We start from the raw sequence: 16,224 nt of genomic DNA, 5'->3' as shown, positions 1-16,224 counted from the left end.
CAGCGTGATAGAGGTGTCGCATGCAGGATGCGGCAGATCAATATGTGTTTGGTGTGGATGGCGGTGGCTCCGGCTGCCGCGTGCAGGTCACGGACCCGACGGGAAAGCGGTTGGTTGCGGCTGAGGGCGGTCCCGCAAATGTCTACACCGACCTTGACGGTGCACTGAAGAGCATACGCACGGCGATCAGAAGTGCCGCAGCACAGCTTGGTCGGAATGATCGACATCTGACAACCTGCCCAGCGCATTTGGGACTGGCCGGAGCGATCAGCGACGTCGAGAATGATGCTGTAAAAGCTGCAATGCCGTTCGAGAGACTGTCGGTTTCGGATGACCGCACGACCACGCTGGCCGGCGCATTGGGGGACACTGACGGTATCGTGGCTTCAGTCGGCACGGGAAGCTTTGTGGCCGCACAGATGGGCGCGCAACAACGCTTCTTTGGCGGGTGGGGCGCGATGATCTCGGACCAGGCGTCTGGCGCATGGCTGGGATATCAGTTGTTGACCCGATCCGTTCTCGCGGCAGAAGGGCTGATAGCACAGACGGCTCTGACCCAAGAGATGTTGGCGCAAGTTGGCGGAAGTCCCGCAGGGCTGACCGCAATGGCCAAGGACGCGGCACCAGACGACATCGCCGCACTCGCACCAAGGGTCGTATCGGCTGCAAATAACGGTGACGAGGTTGGCGTGGCGCTCATGAAAGAAGGCGCGGACTATCTGATGTCTTGTATTCGGGCTGCCGGTTGGTCCACGGGGATACGTTTGTGCCTGACGGGCGGGATCGGTCCGCATTACGCCCCTTATCTTGATGCAGAGCTACAGCCCTTTCTGGAACCGCCCGCGGGATCGGCGCTCGATGGCGCCGTGATGCTCGCACTGCGACACGTGACTCAACCATGACCCGAAAGGCGATTACCGGCACCGACATCTTTGACGGGCGCATTCTACATCGAGGCGCCGCCTTGCTTTTGAAGGGGGACGTCTTTGAGAGCATCTGCGCGGAGGAGGAGATCCCATCAACCTATCATCGTCATCGCGTTGATGGCGGCACCATCATGCCGGGCTTTGTCGATCTTCAGGTAAACGGCGGCGGAGGCGTGATGTTCAATGACGACACTAGCGTAGCAGGCCTCAGGACAATTGCCGACGCCCATGCTGCGACCGGTACGCGGGCTTTTTTGCCAACGCTGATTACTGACACCGCTGAACGTACCAAGGCCGCCATTGACGCGGTTGCCGCCGCGATTGGCGCGGGCGTGCCGGGTATCGTCGGGCTGCATTTGGAGGGGCCACATATCGCAGTCGCCAAAAAGGGAGCCCATGATCCGGCACTGATCCGCCCTATGACCGCCGCAGACGAAGCGATAGTCCTCGATGCAGTGGCGCGCCTGCCGAACGTGATGATCACCGTCGCCCCGGAGAGCGTGACGCATGCGCAAATCGACAAGCTCAGCGCCGCAGGCGTGATCGTCGCACTTGGGCACACAGATTGCAGCTTTGCCGAAGCCAAAGAGGCATTCGCTGCAGGCGCAAGCTGTGTCACCCATCTGTTCAACGCGATGAGCCAGCTTGGCAGCCGCTCACCTGGTCTTGTTGGCGCCGCCCTTGCCACGCGTGGAATTGCCGCTGGCCTGATCGCTGACAATATCCACGTCCATGCTGCCAGCATCCAGATTGCCCTTGATGCGATGGACCCTTCCGATCTGTTTCTGGTGACCGATGCGATGGCGACCGTCGGCTCCGACATCACTGGGTTTCAGTTGAACGGGCGTGAGGTGCGCCGCGCTGACGGATGCCTGCGGCTGGAAGACGGCACATTAGCAGGTGCAGATCTGACCTTGCCAAGGGCCCTTTCCGTGCTGTTGGCCGAGACGAACGTGTCACGCGAACGTGCCTTTGCAATGGCAACATCCGTTCCGGCGCATCTGCTGAAGGATGCCTTGGGCTATGGCGCGTTCACACGGGGCCAAACGGCACACGCGATCCATCTGGACCCGGACTGTGTCTATCGCGGTGCGCTCCCGGTCTGACGAATGGTTGCGTGACAGGCAGCAACGGATATAGGCATGGGCGTCAACAACGCCGGTCAAACACCATATGAGCCACGCCTTGCCATTTAACATCATGATCGTTGGCCAGGCGGGGCGGCTGCAATACGAGGCGCTGATCTTTGCCGCCTCGTTACGCACCTTCTCACCCGATTTTCGCGGCCAGCTTTACGTGGCCGAACCGCAACCCGGCCCTAAATGGCCACGCGACCCGCGAATGTCCGGCGATATCAAAGATGCGTTGACAGCACTTGGTGCCGAGATACGGCCCTTCCAGTCCGTGTATTTTGGGCACAGCTACCCTTATGGCAACAAGATTGAAGGGCTGCAGATACTTACAGCAAAGCAGCCTTTCGTCTTCTTTGACACCGATACATTGATCACAGGCGACCTGACGCGCGTGCCTTTTGACTTTGATCGCCCCGCCGCCTCAATGAACCGAGGGCCGACCTGGCCGGTGGAGGAGCTCTATTGGCCCGGCTACACGGCGATCTGGAAATCGCTTTATGACAGGTTTGGACTGGATTTCGAAAGCTCGCTCGATCTGGCGCAGCCCGACGAGTATTGGGAGCGATATCTCTATTTCAACGCTGGCTGGTTTTTCGGCAATGATCCGGCGCGCTTTGGACAGCTCTTCACTGACTACGCGGTGTCGATCCGGGATGATCCACCGCCCGAACTGGTCATCCAGCCGCTTGATCCCTGGCTGGATCAAATCGCGTTGCCGCTTGTCATTCATACCTTGGGTGGAGGTCGACCGGACGCAACGCTTGGTGGTTTGGACGGCGATATCTCGTGTCACTACCGGGCATTGCCACTCCTCTTTGCGCGCGGCACCGATGCGCAGATTGAAGCGCTGGAAAAGGTGACCGCACCGAACAAAATCAAGAAGCTACTCAAGCAATATGAGCCGATGAAACGCTTGATCTTTCAAGGGCGGGGTCACAAGGTGCGTGCTATGTTCGACCAGAATGCCCTACCGCGTCACGAAAAGGCGCTGCGCAATAAGATCAAATCGGCAGGTTTCTGGATGCGTTAATGCATCTGTTTGAAATCGGCGAAGATGATGCCCCGATCTTCGAACGGTCGGCACCACAACGGCATCTTCCTTTCCTCGCGATTTGATGTCTCGTTGCATCCCAAAATGTCACCCTTGCGTTACACCCGAGCCTATGTGAATGTCACCCTAGGGTTATAACCCGTGACGCACTACCGAGGTTTGGAGGCATCATGCGAAGTGTCGGCGTTCTGGCTCTGTACCTGGCATTCATCATGTTCGGCGCGCTCACGCTGCCGCGGCTATTGACGATATTTCACGATACGTTGGACACCCGTCTTGGACTATCGGACGGCTTGACGTCGAACGAGATACAGGTCGCGGCGGGCGTCTTTGCTGGGGTATTTGTCGCAGCGGTACTTTTGGGGCTAGCGGCGCTCTTAACGCATTTACGAGACGGCATCTTTGGCGCAAAGCGCGCCTGGATCGAAACGCCATTGCAACAGCCGGTGAAGGAGCCCGGTACACTACTGGTAGATGCGTCTCTTTGGTTTGGTGCAACAACCCTGCTGGCATGGCTTCTTCATACCGAAGCGCGGGCACCTGTCATGCCCGACCAAGACCCCTATGACGTGTTTCGCGCCGTCAGTTCAGCGACTTGTATCGCCCTTCTGATCGCCATCATCGCTTTGCGGAAGGGGCTCATATCTCCCCCTTTTCATGATTTTGAGGGAGATGAAAGGTACAAGGAAAACTTGTTGCTTGCGCATTTCCGGTCAGTGCATGCCGTCGTGGCCTTTGGCGGTCTTATCGTTGTCATCGAGGCCATGGACGACACAGTTAACTTGCCAATAGGCGCATGGTTCTTGGTGATCCTGTCCGCCTACAAGACTTTCAATTTCGCGATGTTGTACTGGCTGGAACGCCGCGATGATGTCATCGCCTGAGCCGTCAAGTTGCTCAGGCAAAGGTCACGCATTGCCATTTCGCGGAACTCCAGACGTGTCACGATGATCGCGGGTCGCACTGCATCGGAACAGAATCCCGTTCTCACGGAGGAACGCGAAAAAGGGCGGGCTGCGACAAAGGTTCATTAAGGGAATTGTTCTTTGCCACACCGGGCCGTTGAGTGTGCCCTGCTTTGCGCCTACACGTATGGCGGAAAGACCTTAGGGAGAGATGACGATGTCCGACAATCCAAGCTACGGCTTTGATACGCTGCAGATACATGCTGGCGCCCGGCCCGACCCGGCGACGGGCGCACGGCAGGTGCCGATTTATCAGACGACCGCGTATGTATTCCGTGACGCAGAGCATGCGGCCGCTTTGTTTAACCTGCAGGAAGTCGGCTACATCTATTCGCGCCTGACCAACCCGACTGTTGCCGCATTGCAGGAACGCATTGCGACGCTCGAAGGTGGTGTTGGTGGCGTCTGCTGTTCTTCGGGCCACGCCGCGCAGATCATGGCGCTCTTTCCACTGATGCAGCCCGGACGCAATATCGTCGCGTCAAGCAGGCTCTATGGCGGGACCGTCACCCAGTTCAGCCAAACAATCAAGCGGTTTGGCTGGTCCGCGACATTTGTGGATTTTGATGATCATGACGCTGTAAAGGCAGCCATCGATGACGACACGCGCGCGGTCTTTTGCGAGGCGATTGCCAATCCTGGCGGGCACATCACCGATCTTGATGCCATAGCCGCAATCGCCGACGGCACAGGCATCCCGCTGATCGTGGATAACACATCAGCCACGCCTTACCTCTGCCGCCCCATCGAGCATGGCGCGACGCTGGTTGTGCATTCCACAACCAAGTACTTGACGGGCAATGGCACGGTTACGGGCGGATGCGTTGTCGACAGCGGCAAGTTCGACTGGGCTGCCAATGACAAGTTCCCCTCGCTCAGCGAACCGGAACCCGCCTACCACGGCCTAAAATTTGCCGAGACCTTCGGCCCGCTCGCCTTCACGTTCCACGGCATCGCCATCGGATTGCGCGATCTGGGCATGACGATGAATCCTCAGGCCGCCCATTACACGCTGATGGGGATTGAGACCCTGTCATTGCGGATGGAACGGCATGTCGAGAACGCGATGAAGGTCGCAAAATGGCTGGAGGATGATCCACGCACCGACTACGTGACCTATGCGGGTCTGCCCAGCTCGCCCTATTCCAAGCTTGTGCCAAAGATTTGTCCACGTGGCGCGGGCGCGCTTTTCACCGTGGCCGTCAAGGGCGGATACGAGGCTTGTGTCAAGCTGGTCGACAGCCTTGAGATCTTCAGCCATGTAGCAAATCTCGGTGACGCGCGCAGCCTGATCATCCATTCGGCAAGCACCACCCACCGGCAATTGACGGCTGAACAGCAAGAGGCCGCGGGTGCCGGACCAGGCATCGTCCGCCTGTCCATCGGGATCGAAGATGCCGATGACCTGATCGCCGATTTGGACCAGGCATTAACCAAGGCAACGGCTTGATCTGACGGAACCCGCCCCTGCCCTTGGCGTGGGCGGGTTTCTGCTGTAGGCTTCGCACGCGGCGGCAAAACGCGTTTTGCCATAACAACCAACATGCTAGATGCGTTCGATGACCCCGAATTTCGCGCTATCGCTGTCATTTGAAGGAATAGAACTGCTGCAACGTGTGCAGCATGGCTGGAAGCGTGTCGGTCGGGCCGATGTCGAAGACGAAAATCTTGATGCCGTCCTTGCGGATTTGCGCGCGAAGGCGGAGGCACTCGCCCCGGATGGGTTTTGCACCAAACTGATCATCCCGCTTGACCAGATCAAATATGTCGCCATCGACAGCACGCAAACGACGGATGAAGACATCCGGGCCGAGCTCGACGGTGTGACGCCTTATAGCCTGAACGAGTTGGTGATCGACTGCGAACGCTTTGGCGGGCGCACCCATATCGCCGCTGTTGCCCGCGAAACGCTGATCGAGGCGGAAACCTTCGCACATGCGCATGGCTTCAGGCCGGTGTCCTTTGTCGCTGTGCCCGAACCCTTTACGTTCCAGAAAGAAGTGTTCTTTGGCCCCACATCCATGATGCGGGACTTTCTGGGATGGGATGGCGAGGTTGAGCGTGATCCGCTGCCCGTTATGGTCGTGGGCACGCGTATCAAATCACGGCTGCTCGTGTTCGATCTGCCTGAGGATGCCATACCCCCAGCCGATGATACGCTGGATTTGAGCGAGGCACTGCCCGAGCCAAAACCATCTGACACACCCAAAGAACCGGAGCCGGATGAACCGCCATCCCAGGGCTTCGATCTGGCCGCGGCCCTCGCACCTTTTGCGGATGACGCGCCGAGCCAAGACGAGACACCAAAGCCCGACGAAACACCCGCCGTGGCGGAAAAAGAGACAGCGCCACAAGGTTTTGATCTGGCGGCAACCCTGGCACCATTTGCCGGTGACGAGCCGAATTATGAAAATAGTCTGGGCTCAGACGAAGTGGCCCCAAAGCCTAACGAAGACACCACACAGCCCGAACTCCCTTTGCCAGTTGATGTCGCACCTCCTGAGCAAGCAGAGGCGAAGGCGCCAGAGGCTGATGAGCCAGCACCCGTCGCGACAGAACCCCATGTTGTGCCTGATCCAACGCCCGACGCGCCTCAGGATGATGTGACAGTTTCTGAAGAAATGGCACAGCCAGCGCCTTTGATGGTCGATATGATCATTACCGAGGCCGCCTTGCCAGTGCCGGAAGCCGCTGCCCCTGCAAAAGAGATCGCGGAGCCACTGCCTGTGCCGCTCCGCGTATCGATCCCAGATGATCTGACACTGCATGTCCCCCGGCTGCTGGACGCGGTCATTGCCGAATACCATAAGCCGAAACTGCAGAAATCACGGCGACAGCGTAGCCGCCTGATCGCCCTCGCGCCGCCCACACAAGTGGCGGCCACCAAGATCCCCGCACCACCGCCACGGCCACGGCCTGTACCGACCCCCCAGGCGGCCAATACCAATCGCAGACCCAGCCTGATCGCTGGCGCGATTGCCGCAAGCTTGGTCGTTGTTGGCGTCATCGCATGGGCCGTTTTGCGCGACTCCGAAAGCACAGGAACAACGGAAGAACCGACGGCAGTCGCTGTCGAAGAGGCTTTGCAGGAAGCCACCGCGACACCTCCTGCGGCCACCGATATGGAATTGGTCGGGCCCGCGCCAGCGCAGCCACAGCTTGACATCGCCACGCTGACCGCACCTGCCGACGACGCAGTAAACAATCCGGGATCGCCTGCGATTGAGGTCGCGCCATCTCTGGGTGACGCACCGCAGCCCTTGGCCAGTGCCGCAATGCCTGATCCGACACTGCCCGCCGTTGAGCCCGCACCGGCCCCGCCGGCCGAAGAGCAGGCCACAGCTACCGTAGGTGCACCCATCCTGCGCGGTCGTGTGCTGAGCCCTGCGGACGCGGCGCGTGTCTACGCCGCCACAGGCGTTTGGCAGCGCGCACCCCGTTTTGTCGATGTGCCCGGGACAACATCAACCGTGGGCATGATCGTTCCAACATCCGAGACAGTGCCAGAGCGTTTGGCACGGCCCGAAGCGCCGTTGACCGACGACCTTGCGACCGATCTTAGCTTTCTAGCACCCGCCGATCCGCCGCCGCCAGAAGCCACATTTGCGCTTGACGATAATGGCTTTGTGCTGGCTACGCCGGAAGGCGCCGTCACGCCTGAAGGCGCTATCGTTTTTGCCGGTGCGCCTGACATCGCGATACAATTGCGCCCGACGCTGAGCGCTGCTGACCTTGAGCGCATGGCGCTTCTCGCACCCGCACCAGAAGACGTCGTGATCATCGCCGGACGTCCAGATATCGTGCCGCCGCTGCGTCCCGCTGATGCCGCACTGCCTGTTGATGAGGACGCCGCCCCAAATGAGCAAGACTCAGAAGTAGCGGCAGCTGAAGAACCGCCGACACCAGGTGGCGTCGCGCTTTCGACCTTGACCGATGACAGCAGCGCCGATGATCCATCCCTCGCTGCCGCACGTCCGGAACTGCGCCCATCAGACCTTGCCTCAACGGCACGCCCTGCCGATCCGGGCACGCCAGACATCACTGCCATCATAGCGGGAATTGAGGCTGAAGAGACCGAAGCCGCCGCCAATGCTATCGTGAACGCGACATCCCAAGCGGTCGCCGCCTCGCTGCGCCCAACGGAACGCCCAAACAACTTCAGCCAGGTGGTTGCCGCAGCCCGCGCCCAAATCGAGCGCCAGCAAAGCACTGCCGCACCGGCTGCCGCCGCCCCAGTCCAGACCGCCGCCCCCGTCGCCCCACAGAACTATGCACCTGTTCCTGGCGGTGTGGCCCGTGCCGCGACGCAGGATGACGTGATCCGCCTGCGCGAGATGAACCTGATCGGTGTCTATGGCCGCCCCAATGCCCGCCGCGCGCTCGTCCGGCTGAGCAATGGGCGCTATGTAAGGGTGGAGGTCGGCAGCGCGCTTGATGGCGGCCAGGTCACCGCCATCGGTGAATCCGCGCTCAACTATGTCAAGCGCGGGCGCACCTACGCGCTGGAATTACCTTCGGGCTAGCTCGCCTCAAGCACACCGCGGGCGATCTGGTCGGCCTCAATGCTTTCGAAAAGCGCTTTGAAATTGCCTTCACCAAAGCCGTCATCGCCCTTGCGCTGGATGAACTCAAAGAAGATCGGCCCAATTACAGTCTTGCTGAAAATCTGTAGCAAGATGCGGGTTTCGCCGCCATCCACCACGCCTTCGCCGTCGATGAGGATGCCGTGCTTTTCCATCCGGTCGCGCGGTTCGTCGTGGCCCTGCACTCGGTCGTGACTCAGATCATAATAGCTGCTGGGCGGTTTGGGCATGAACTTGATGCCGCGTTCTGCGATCTCATCGGTCGCATCGTAAAGATCATGCGCTCCAACAGCGATATGCTGGATGCCTTCACCCTTGTACCGCTTGAGGTATTCGACAATTTGCCCGGTCTCACCCCGGTCTTCGTTGATCGGGATGCGGATACGCCCGCAGGGTGAGGTCAGCGCACGAGACAGGAGCCCGGTATACTTACCCTCGATATCAAAGAACCGAATTTCCTTGAAATTGAACAAGTCACCGTAGAACTTGAACCAGACATCCATGTTCCCCTTGTGAACATTGTGGGTCAGGTGATCGAGGTAGTAGAAGCCGACCCCGGTTGGATGCGCGTCTGAAACCCAGTCGAACTCTGCGTTGTAAGGGTTCGCCTCGTAATACTGATCAATGAAATAGATCAGGCTACCACCAATGCCGACGATGGCCAGCACGTCCATGGTTTTGCCAACACCTTCATATGGGGTGGCACCGTTCTTGACCGCATGATCGAAAGCCTGCTGCGCATCAACGACCCGCCACCCCATCGAAGGCGCGCAGGGCCCGTGCTCTTCCACAAAGCTGCGCGCGTGGCTGCCCGGCTCGTTATTGATGATGTAGGTGATATCGCCCTGCTGCCAAAGCTCGATATCTTTCGATTTGTGCGTGGCGGTGTGGGTATAGCCCATCTTCGCGAACAGATCGCGCAGGGTCTGAGGTTCGGGATGGGCGAATTCGACAAATTCGAAGCCATCTGTCCCGGCGGGATTATCCGGAGTGATCGTGGATTTGGGTGCGTCATGTGGGAAAGGTCCCATGGGTCATCCTCCTGTTCGCGGTTGCTTGACTGTATCGCATGGGCTCTGTCCAAGGTGCGCATTCTAGTGGATTGATCCATCAATTCATGCGAGAAACCCGCGTGACAAATATCAATAGCGCCAGAAATCCGCATGAACCTTGATGAAGCCGATCTGAAACTTCTCGCCGCACTTCAGCGTGATTCCACCCGTACCGCTCAGGAACTGGGTGAGGCGCTAAACATGTCAGCCTCGCAGGCCGGACGGCGACGTCAACGGCTTGAGGCCGAGGGCTACATCGCCGGATATCGCGCCCGCCTCATGCCCGAGAAAGTGGGGCTGTCGGTTGAGGCCTTCATTCAGATCGTGATGGCCACACATACCGAACAGAACGCCCGCGACTTTGTGCGACTTACGCAAACGCGAGCCGAGATTGTGGGCGCCTGGACGCTGACGGGCGAGGCCGATTACCTGTTGCGCGTCTATTGCCGCGACCTTGCGGCGCTGAATGATCTGGTGCAGCAGGTCCTGCTGCCCCATCCGGCGGTTAGCCGTGTGCAAAGCCAGATTGTGATGGAGCGGGTGAAAACCGACGCGCCCCTGCCCGTTTAGTGCTCTGCCTGCAAGGTGAAGGCGCGCAACGCCACCACAATCATCAACGCGCCGCCACAGATGAACGCCATGCCAAAGGATGTGGCGGCGGCAATGGCTGCGCCCAAAAACGGTGCCGTCAGAAGTGCAATTGTATTGATCGCTTCGCTTAATGCCGTAACACGCCCGATCCGATCCGGCGCTGTATGGGTCTGGATGAGCGTGCGGAACGGGACGAGATTGATCGCCGAGGCAACGCCAAGACCGAAGAACAGGCACAAATAGACCGGCAGCGTGATCGGCATGCCCCAAACCTCTGCCGCGCCCAATGCGATGGTGAGAAGGCTGGCAATTCCAGCACCGGCGGCAATCCAGCGAAATGGATACTTTGTCTCGCCCAACGCCCATGCGCCAAGCACGCTCCCCGCGCCGACGGCGGCCAGCGAAAGGCCTAAAGCGGTCTCGGAGAAGCCAAGGTCACGTGTCAATGGCGCGATCAGCACCATCAGAACCGGCCAATGCGGCGCGAGAAACAGCGCTGCGGTACAGATTGCACGCCCCAGATTGCTGAGGAGCAGGACTCGGTTCAGGTTGCTGCGATCAACCCAGACACCGGCAAATGGCCCGATCAGCAGGTAAGGCAGCCCCATGCTCACCGCCAGAATGGCGAAGACATAAGGCGGCACCGTCCAGACAAAGGCCAGCAGCGCGCCAATCGCGACGAAATCCAACCAATCGGCGAAATCCGCCGGGACCTGCGCAATCAGCAAGCGCCGCAAAGCCGCGCGGTGGTCGGGTGTGCTCATGGGCGCAACCTATGCCGGGTCCGGCAGTCGTACCATCCGCAAACTGCCGCGTTGCGCGTTTGAGGTTCCCTTGCGATACCTGAGCCATGGAATCCTTTTTGTTTCAGGCCACAATCTATCTTGGCGCGGCGGTGATTGCCGTACCCTTGGCAGCGCGCCTGGGCTTTGGCTCGGTGCTGGGCTACCTTCTCGCGGGCATTGTGATCGGGCCTTTGACCGGCTTGGTCGGGTCTGAAACGCAGGATCTGCAGCATTTTGCAGAATTCGGAGTCGTCATGATGCTGTTCCTGATTGGGCTGGAGCTTGATCCCCGCGCGCTTTGGGCGATGCGGCAAAAGTTAATCGGTCTGGGTGGTTTGCAGATCAGCCTGACTATGGCCGCCGTGATGATCGGAGCGATGGCATTGGGCTATGACTGGACGACAGCACTTGCGATCGGAATGATCTTTGCCTTGTCCTCGACCGCAATCGTGCTGCAAACGCTCACAGAAAAAGGGCTGATGAGCACCAATGGCGGACGCTCGACATTCTCGGTTCTGCTGACGCAGGACATCGCCGTGATCCCGATGCTGGCCGCCCTGCCCTTGCTGGCGGTCCCGACCATGATGACGCTGACCGAGAACGGGTCGGTCCATCGCGCCGCTGACGATCACCATGACAGCCACGCGACGCTCAGCCTTGTCGAAGGGCTGCCTGGCTGGGGGGTGACGCTTGTCACCGTTGGCGCTGTTGCTGTGGTGATCCTGGCGGGTATCTATCTGACGCGCCCCGTTTTCCGCTACATCCACCATGCGCGACTGCGCGAGATGTATACCGCCCTCGCGCTCCTGATGGTCGTGGCCACCGCCGTATTGATGACCCTCGTCGGCCTCTCGCCCGCCTTGGGCGCGTTTCTGGCGGGTGTGGTGCTCGCCAATTCAGAGTTCCGGCACGAGCTGGAAAGCGACCTTGCGCCATTCAAGGGCCTGCTTTTAGGGCTGTTCTTCATTACCGTTGGCGCAGGCATCAACTTTGATCTGTTCTTCAACGACCCGGTCTACATTCTTGGCCTGACCTTCGCGGTGATGCTGATCAAATGGGTGATCCTTTTTGGCATCGCAAACCTCTTCAAGATCACCGGCAAGGATCGGTGGCTTTTTACCCTCGGCCTCGCGCAGGCGGGGGAGTTCGGTTTCGTGCTGATTGCGTTTTCAAGGCAGCAGGGCGTTCTGACGGGCGCGCTGGCGGGACAGCTTTTGCTTGTCATCGCGCTGTCGATGCTGATCACGCCGCTTTTGTTCATCGCCTATGAATGGCTCAGCCGGCAGGGCGCGGAGGCCGAGGATCACGAACATGACGAGGTGGAGGAAACAGGTGCCGTGATTATCGCAGGCATCGGGCGGTTCGGGCAGATCGTGAACCGTCTTGTGCAAAGTGCCGGTTTCAAGACCGTAGTGGTCGACAGCAACCTGGGCACGGTGCAGATGATGCGGAAATTCGGGTTTCGCGGCTATTTCGGTGATCCGACGCGGCCAGACCTATTGAATGCGGCGGGATTGCAGGATGCGGCGGTACTTGTCGTGGCGATCGATGACAAAGCCTCTGCCAACAAACTCGTGGCTTATGCCCGCAAGGCCCGCCCCGATCTGCACATCATCGCTCGCGCACGCGACCGAGTTCATGTCTATGAACTTTATGATGCGGGCGCTAATGACATCGTGCGCGAGATGTTTGACAGCTCGCTGCGCGCCGGGCGCTATGCGCTCGAAAACCTAGGGCTCAGCGAGTTCGAGGCCGCCGAGATCGAGCAAGCGTTCTATCAGCACGACCGCCATGCATTGCGCGAATTGGCGCAGCTTTGGCAGCCGGGTGTACCGGTGTCCGACATTCCCGAATATGTCAAACGTGCGAACGAGTTAAACAACGATCTTGAGACCGAATTTGCGACTCGCCAGCAAGCCGCGGAACGCAAAGACATCGCGTAGCCAGGATTTTTGAGAAAATTGGCGGCCCTAGCCGTCGCTCACGCCTGCTTCGGCAAACGTTGCCATGCCTGAGTGGCAAGCAATGGCACCTTTCAGGATGCCAATGGCAAGCGCGGCACCGGACCCTTCTCCAAGCCGAAGCCCAAGGTTCAAAAGCGGTTCTTTGCCAAGCGCCTCCAGCAATTTGCGATGCGCCCCCTCCGCGCTTAGATGTCCGGCCACACAGTGATCCAGTGCACCATCAGCCGCCTTCGCAAGCGCGGACGCCGCCGCGCAGCAAATGAAACCGTCGAGGATGACGGGGATGCGATGCTGCCGTGCCGCCGCAATCGCACCCGCCATCGCCGCCAATTCGCGCCCGCCAAGACAGCGCAGCGCCTCAAGCGGATCATCAGTGGCGTGCAAAGCGAGGCCTTGCGCCACCACATCGGTTTTGCGTGCAAGGCCCGCGTCGTCCACACCCGTTCCGCGCCCGGTCCAAGACGCAGCATCGCCGCCCAGAACACATGCGGCAACGGCCGCTGCAGCCGTTGTATTCCCGATCCCCATCTCGCCGGTGACCAAAAGATCCGCCGCCGGATCGACTGCTTTCCAGCCGGTCTGCAGGGCAGCAATGAACTCATCCTCTGTCATCGCAGGCTGCTCGGTGAAATCGGCGGTAGGCACATCTAATGACAAGGCGTGCACGTTCATCTCCGCGCCGAAGGCTTTCGAGAGCTGATTGATCGCCGCACCGCCATGTTCGAAATTGGCGACCATCTGCACGGTCACCTCCGGCGGAAAGGCCGATACACCTTGCGCACAGACGCCGTGATTGCCCGCAAATACCACGACTTGGGGCGCTTTGATGTCCGGGCGGAGCGTCCCGCGCCAGCCCGCATACCAGATCGCCAGATCCTCCAGACGGCCCAGCGCGCCGGGTGGTTTGGTCAATTGACCGTTCCGTTCTTCCGCACCAGCGATCGCTGCCGCATCAGGCTTGGGCGCGTTGGCCAAAAGGTCTCGAAAAGCGGCGAGGGTCGAAAATGGTGCTTGCATCAGGGTCTCATTCCATCAATCGTCGCACCTGTTTAACGATCACATCCGGGATGAAAAGACCCGCGAAGGACAACCCCTTGTACAAACACGACACCCCTTTGGTGGATCGGATTGATCTGTTGACTGCATTAGGTCTTTTGACCCGTTTGCCGATTAGTGTTGACGGTGAAAGAGCGGTTGCGCGCGGTGCCGCATCGGCCTGGGCCTATCCCCTGGTTGGGGCGATCCTTGGCGTGATCTGCGCCATTGCTGCTGCGTTGTTGGTCGCTGTTGGGCTGCCATCGGGCATTGTGGCGGGCTTGATCCTGGCACTTTCCGTTGTCCTGACGGGTGCTATGCACGAGGATGGTTTGGCCGACAGTGCAGATGGTCTCTGGGGTGGGTGGGACAAGGCGCGGCGGCTGGCCATCATGAAGGACAGCCATATCGGGGTTTATGGCGTCTGTGCGATTGGCCTGTCTTTGCTGCTGCGCTGGTTGGCGCTGAGCACCATTGTTGCGATGGGCGCTTACTGGGTGGCCCTGATCGCCGTTGGTGCGCTGAGCCGATGTGCCATGGTATTGCTTATGGCAACGCTCTTACCCGCACGCAATTCCGGCCTTGGCAAGAGCGTGGGGCGACCGCCAACCAATACCACATGGCTTGCGATTGCAATTGGCATCGGCGTGGCAGTGCTGACCGGCTACCTACTGCTCGTCTTGTTTGCCGCACTTGTAACTCTTGCCTGCGGTTGGATTGCGTCAGCCAAGATTGGTGGTCAGACGGGGGACATTCTTGGCGCGACACAGCAAGTCACGGAAACCGTGACGCTCATCGCACTTGTGACAATGATTACCTGACGGCTTGACAGGCAAGCGCCTGTGTAAAGCTGTCACGACCCGCAAGTGGCCCGATATCCTGCGCCCGAAGCGACCCATTCTCCAATCGGGTGGCCATGACACGGGTCCAGTTTGCGCTGGCCGTGATCATCTCGGGCCCCTGCCCGCAGTCGCGGATGCCACCGCTGATGAAATCTTCGCCGATCCGATGGTTGCTGAGGCCCGAAGCTGCGGCAATCTCACTGAAATCTCCATCCTTGTAGCGCCAGACACGCAGTGTTTTGGCCAGATGCGGGCGGTCGATATAGGCGATCTCAATAAACCCGTCCCCGTCAAGGTCGGCAGCTCCGATTGGGGCCAGCCAGCGGTTGCGCGTCCCGATGTAAGGTGTGGCAGCGACGAGAACCAAATTGCGTTCATCTGGATGATCGGCATAGATAGCAAGCTGCGCACCTCGATCATGGTGAGAGCGTACAACAATCACCTCAAGCTTCCCATCGCCATTCAAGTCGACCAAACGCGGCTTGGTGTCCTCGAACACATGGTCATCGTCGAGTGTAACCGACTTCTCGCCGCAGGAGTTGGTGAAGATATGATCAGCGGTTGGAACCGCGTAAGTGTTCAGCTTTGTCCCTTCAATCGCATCGCCAAGAACACCATGTTGATACCGCTCAGTTGGCAGTTCATACCATGCTGCGTTGATACCTTCGATTTCCCAGCAACCTTTCAGCAAAATGCAGCTTGGTAAGCTAGTGTAGCTACTCAAGCTGAATGCTGATTGAGTATGTAGTGGAGGGCCAAGACAGGCCGATGCTACAGCTGGCAAGAGCCAGAGCAAAGTAGCCCACCAATACCGCATCAGATCTGTTTTTCCGGTATTTGCACGCGCAGCCCGTCCAGTGCGTCCGTGACCTTCAACTGGCAGGTCAGGCGGGACTTCACGGCATCGGGCTCATAGGCGAAATCCAGCATGTCTTCTTCCATCGGATCTTTCGCAGGGAGCTTGTCGACCCACGCGTCATCCACGTAGACATGACAGGTAGAACAAGCACAGGCACCGCCGCAATCGGCCTCAATCCCCGGAATACCGTTGTCACGCGCACCTTCCATAACGGTCAGCCCATTGGCCACGTCGACCACATGTTCTTTGCCGCCATGTTCCACATAGGTTATCTTGGCCATGCCTGTTGTCCCTTAATCGTCAAATCTGCTGGGATTACCTAGTGCATGGCAGATCAAGGGACCAGTGCAAATGCAAGACCATCAGGTCACAAAAGCAAGTGTCTGATGCCTTTGTCACCCAAATGCGTTCGCCGCACCGGAATCTGTGTGGGAATCC

Annotated in this window: 14 protein-coding genes; 9 read left to right on the top strand and 5 right to left on the bottom strand. The window is 59.2% G+C overall.

All coding sequences use genetic code 11. The annotated features are described in order from the left end of the window. Positions 1-20 precede the first annotated feature (20 nt). The 6 genes from SLH47_RS02710 to SLH47_RS02685 all read left to right on the top strand — a co-directional run bounded on the left by SLH47_RS02710 (position 21) and on the right by SLH47_RS02685 (position 8,598). Positions 21-902 (top strand): BadF/BadG/BcrA/BcrD ATPase family protein, encoded by an 882-nt coding sequence (locus SLH47_RS02710; RefSeq protein WP_320237803.1) that lies wholly within the window; start codon positions 21-23, stop codon positions 900-902. Further along, positions 899-2,032 (top strand): N-acetylglucosamine-6-phosphate deacetylase, encoded by a 1,134-nt coding sequence (gene nagA, locus SLH47_RS02705; protein ID WP_320237802.1) that lies wholly within the window; start codon positions 899-901, stop codon positions 2,030-2,032. The genes SLH47_RS02710 and nagA overlap by 4 nt, the downstream gene beginning before the upstream one ends. A gap of 67 nt (positions 2,033-2,099) precedes the next feature. Further along, positions 2,100-3,089, top strand: a complete 990-nt coding sequence (locus tag SLH47_RS02700; RefSeq protein WP_320237801.1) for a hypothetical protein — start codon at positions 2,100-2,102, stop codon at positions 3,087-3,089. A gap of 191 nt (positions 3,090-3,280) precedes the next feature. After that, positions 3,281-3,994: a hypothetical protein gene (locus SLH47_RS02695; protein ID WP_320237800.1), complete on the top strand. Its 714-nt coding sequence runs from the start codon at positions 3,281-3,283 to the stop codon at positions 3,992-3,994. A 238-nt stretch (positions 3,995-4,232) separates the two neighbouring features. Further along, complete coding sequence (locus SLH47_RS02690) at positions 4,233-5,525, top strand: O-acetylhomoserine aminocarboxypropyltransferase/cysteine synthase family protein (RefSeq protein ID WP_320237799.1); 1,293 nt, start codon at positions 4,233-4,235, stop codon at positions 5,523-5,525. Positions 5,526-5,634: 109 nt separating this feature from the next. Next, the gene (locus SLH47_RS02685; RefSeq protein WP_320237798.1) at positions 5,635-8,598 is read left to right on the top strand and encodes a hypothetical protein; all 2,964 of its coding nucleotides are present in this window, start codon (positions 5,635-5,637) and stop codon (positions 8,596-8,598) included. On the opposite strand, the gene hppD is transcribed toward SLH47_RS02685, so the two are convergent. Continuing rightward, positions 8,595-9,689 carry a 4-hydroxyphenylpyruvate dioxygenase gene (gene hppD / locus SLH47_RS02680; protein ID WP_320237797.1) on the bottom strand — a complete coding sequence of 365 codons (1,095 nt, stop codon included), beginning with the start codon at positions 9,687-9,689 and terminating at the stop codon, positions 8,595-8,597. The genes SLH47_RS02685 and hppD overlap by 4 nt on opposite strands. A 132-nt stretch (positions 9,690-9,821) precedes the next feature. On the opposite strand from hppD, the gene SLH47_RS02675 reads away from it, so the two are divergent. Beyond that, entirely contained in the window at positions 9,822-10,280 is a 459-nt protein-coding gene (locus tag SLH47_RS02675) for an Lrp/AsnC family transcriptional regulator (RefSeq protein WP_320237796.1), read from the top strand. On the opposite strand, the gene SLH47_RS02670 is transcribed toward SLH47_RS02675, so the two are convergent. Continuing rightward, positions 10,277-11,065, bottom strand: coding sequence for a hypothetical protein (locus SLH47_RS02670; RefSeq protein WP_320237795.1), 789 nt, complete (start codon positions 11,063-11,065; stop codon positions 10,277-10,279). The two genes, SLH47_RS02675 and SLH47_RS02670, sit on opposite strands and share 4 nt — an antisense overlap. An 86-nt stretch (positions 11,066-11,151) precedes the next feature. On the opposite strand from SLH47_RS02670, the gene SLH47_RS02665 reads away from it, so the two are divergent. Continuing rightward, the gene (locus SLH47_RS02665) at positions 11,152-13,029 is read left to right on the top strand and encodes a monovalent cation:proton antiporter-2 (CPA2) family protein (protein ID WP_320237794.1); all 1,878 of its coding nucleotides are present in this window, start codon (positions 11,152-11,154) and stop codon (positions 13,027-13,029) included. A gap of 27 nt (positions 13,030-13,056) precedes the next feature. Here the strand turns inward: SLH47_RS02665 and cobT are convergent, their stop codons facing one another. After that, entirely contained in the window at positions 13,057-14,067 is a 1,011-nt protein-coding gene (gene cobT, locus SLH47_RS02660; protein ID WP_320237793.1) for a nicotinate-nucleotide--dimethylbenzimidazole phosphoribosyltransferase, read from the bottom strand. Between the two features lie 77 nt (positions 14,068-14,144). On the opposite strand from cobT, the gene SLH47_RS02655 reads away from it, so the two are divergent. Continuing rightward, positions 14,145-14,906: an adenosylcobinamide-GDP ribazoletransferase gene (locus SLH47_RS02655; protein ID WP_320237792.1), complete on the top strand. Its 762-nt coding sequence runs from the start codon at positions 14,145-14,147 to the stop codon at positions 14,904-14,906. On the opposite strand, the gene SLH47_RS02650 is transcribed toward SLH47_RS02655, so the two are convergent. Both SLH47_RS02650 and SLH47_RS02645 read right to left on the bottom strand, forming a co-directional pair. Next, entirely contained in the window at positions 14,899-15,651 is a 753-nt protein-coding gene (locus SLH47_RS02650; protein WP_320237791.1) for a VCBS repeat-containing protein, read from the bottom strand. The two genes, SLH47_RS02655 and SLH47_RS02650, sit on opposite strands and share 8 nt — an antisense overlap. 92 nt (positions 15,652-15,743) lie before the next feature. Beyond that, positions 15,744-16,067 (bottom strand): 2Fe-2S iron-sulfur cluster-binding protein, encoded by a 324-nt coding sequence (locus SLH47_RS02645; RefSeq protein ID WP_320237790.1) that lies wholly within the window; start codon positions 16,065-16,067, stop codon positions 15,744-15,746. Positions 16,068-16,224: the final 157 nt, after the last annotated feature.

Origin of the sequence: Cognatiyoonia sp. IB215182, from assembly GCF_033963905.1 — a bacterium.
GTDB lineage: Bacteria > Pseudomonadota > Alphaproteobacteria > Rhodobacterales > Rhodobacteraceae > Yoonia.
The sequence above is the reverse complement of the archived record's forward strand: the minus strand, read 5'-3'. Positions and strand labels throughout refer to the sequence as shown.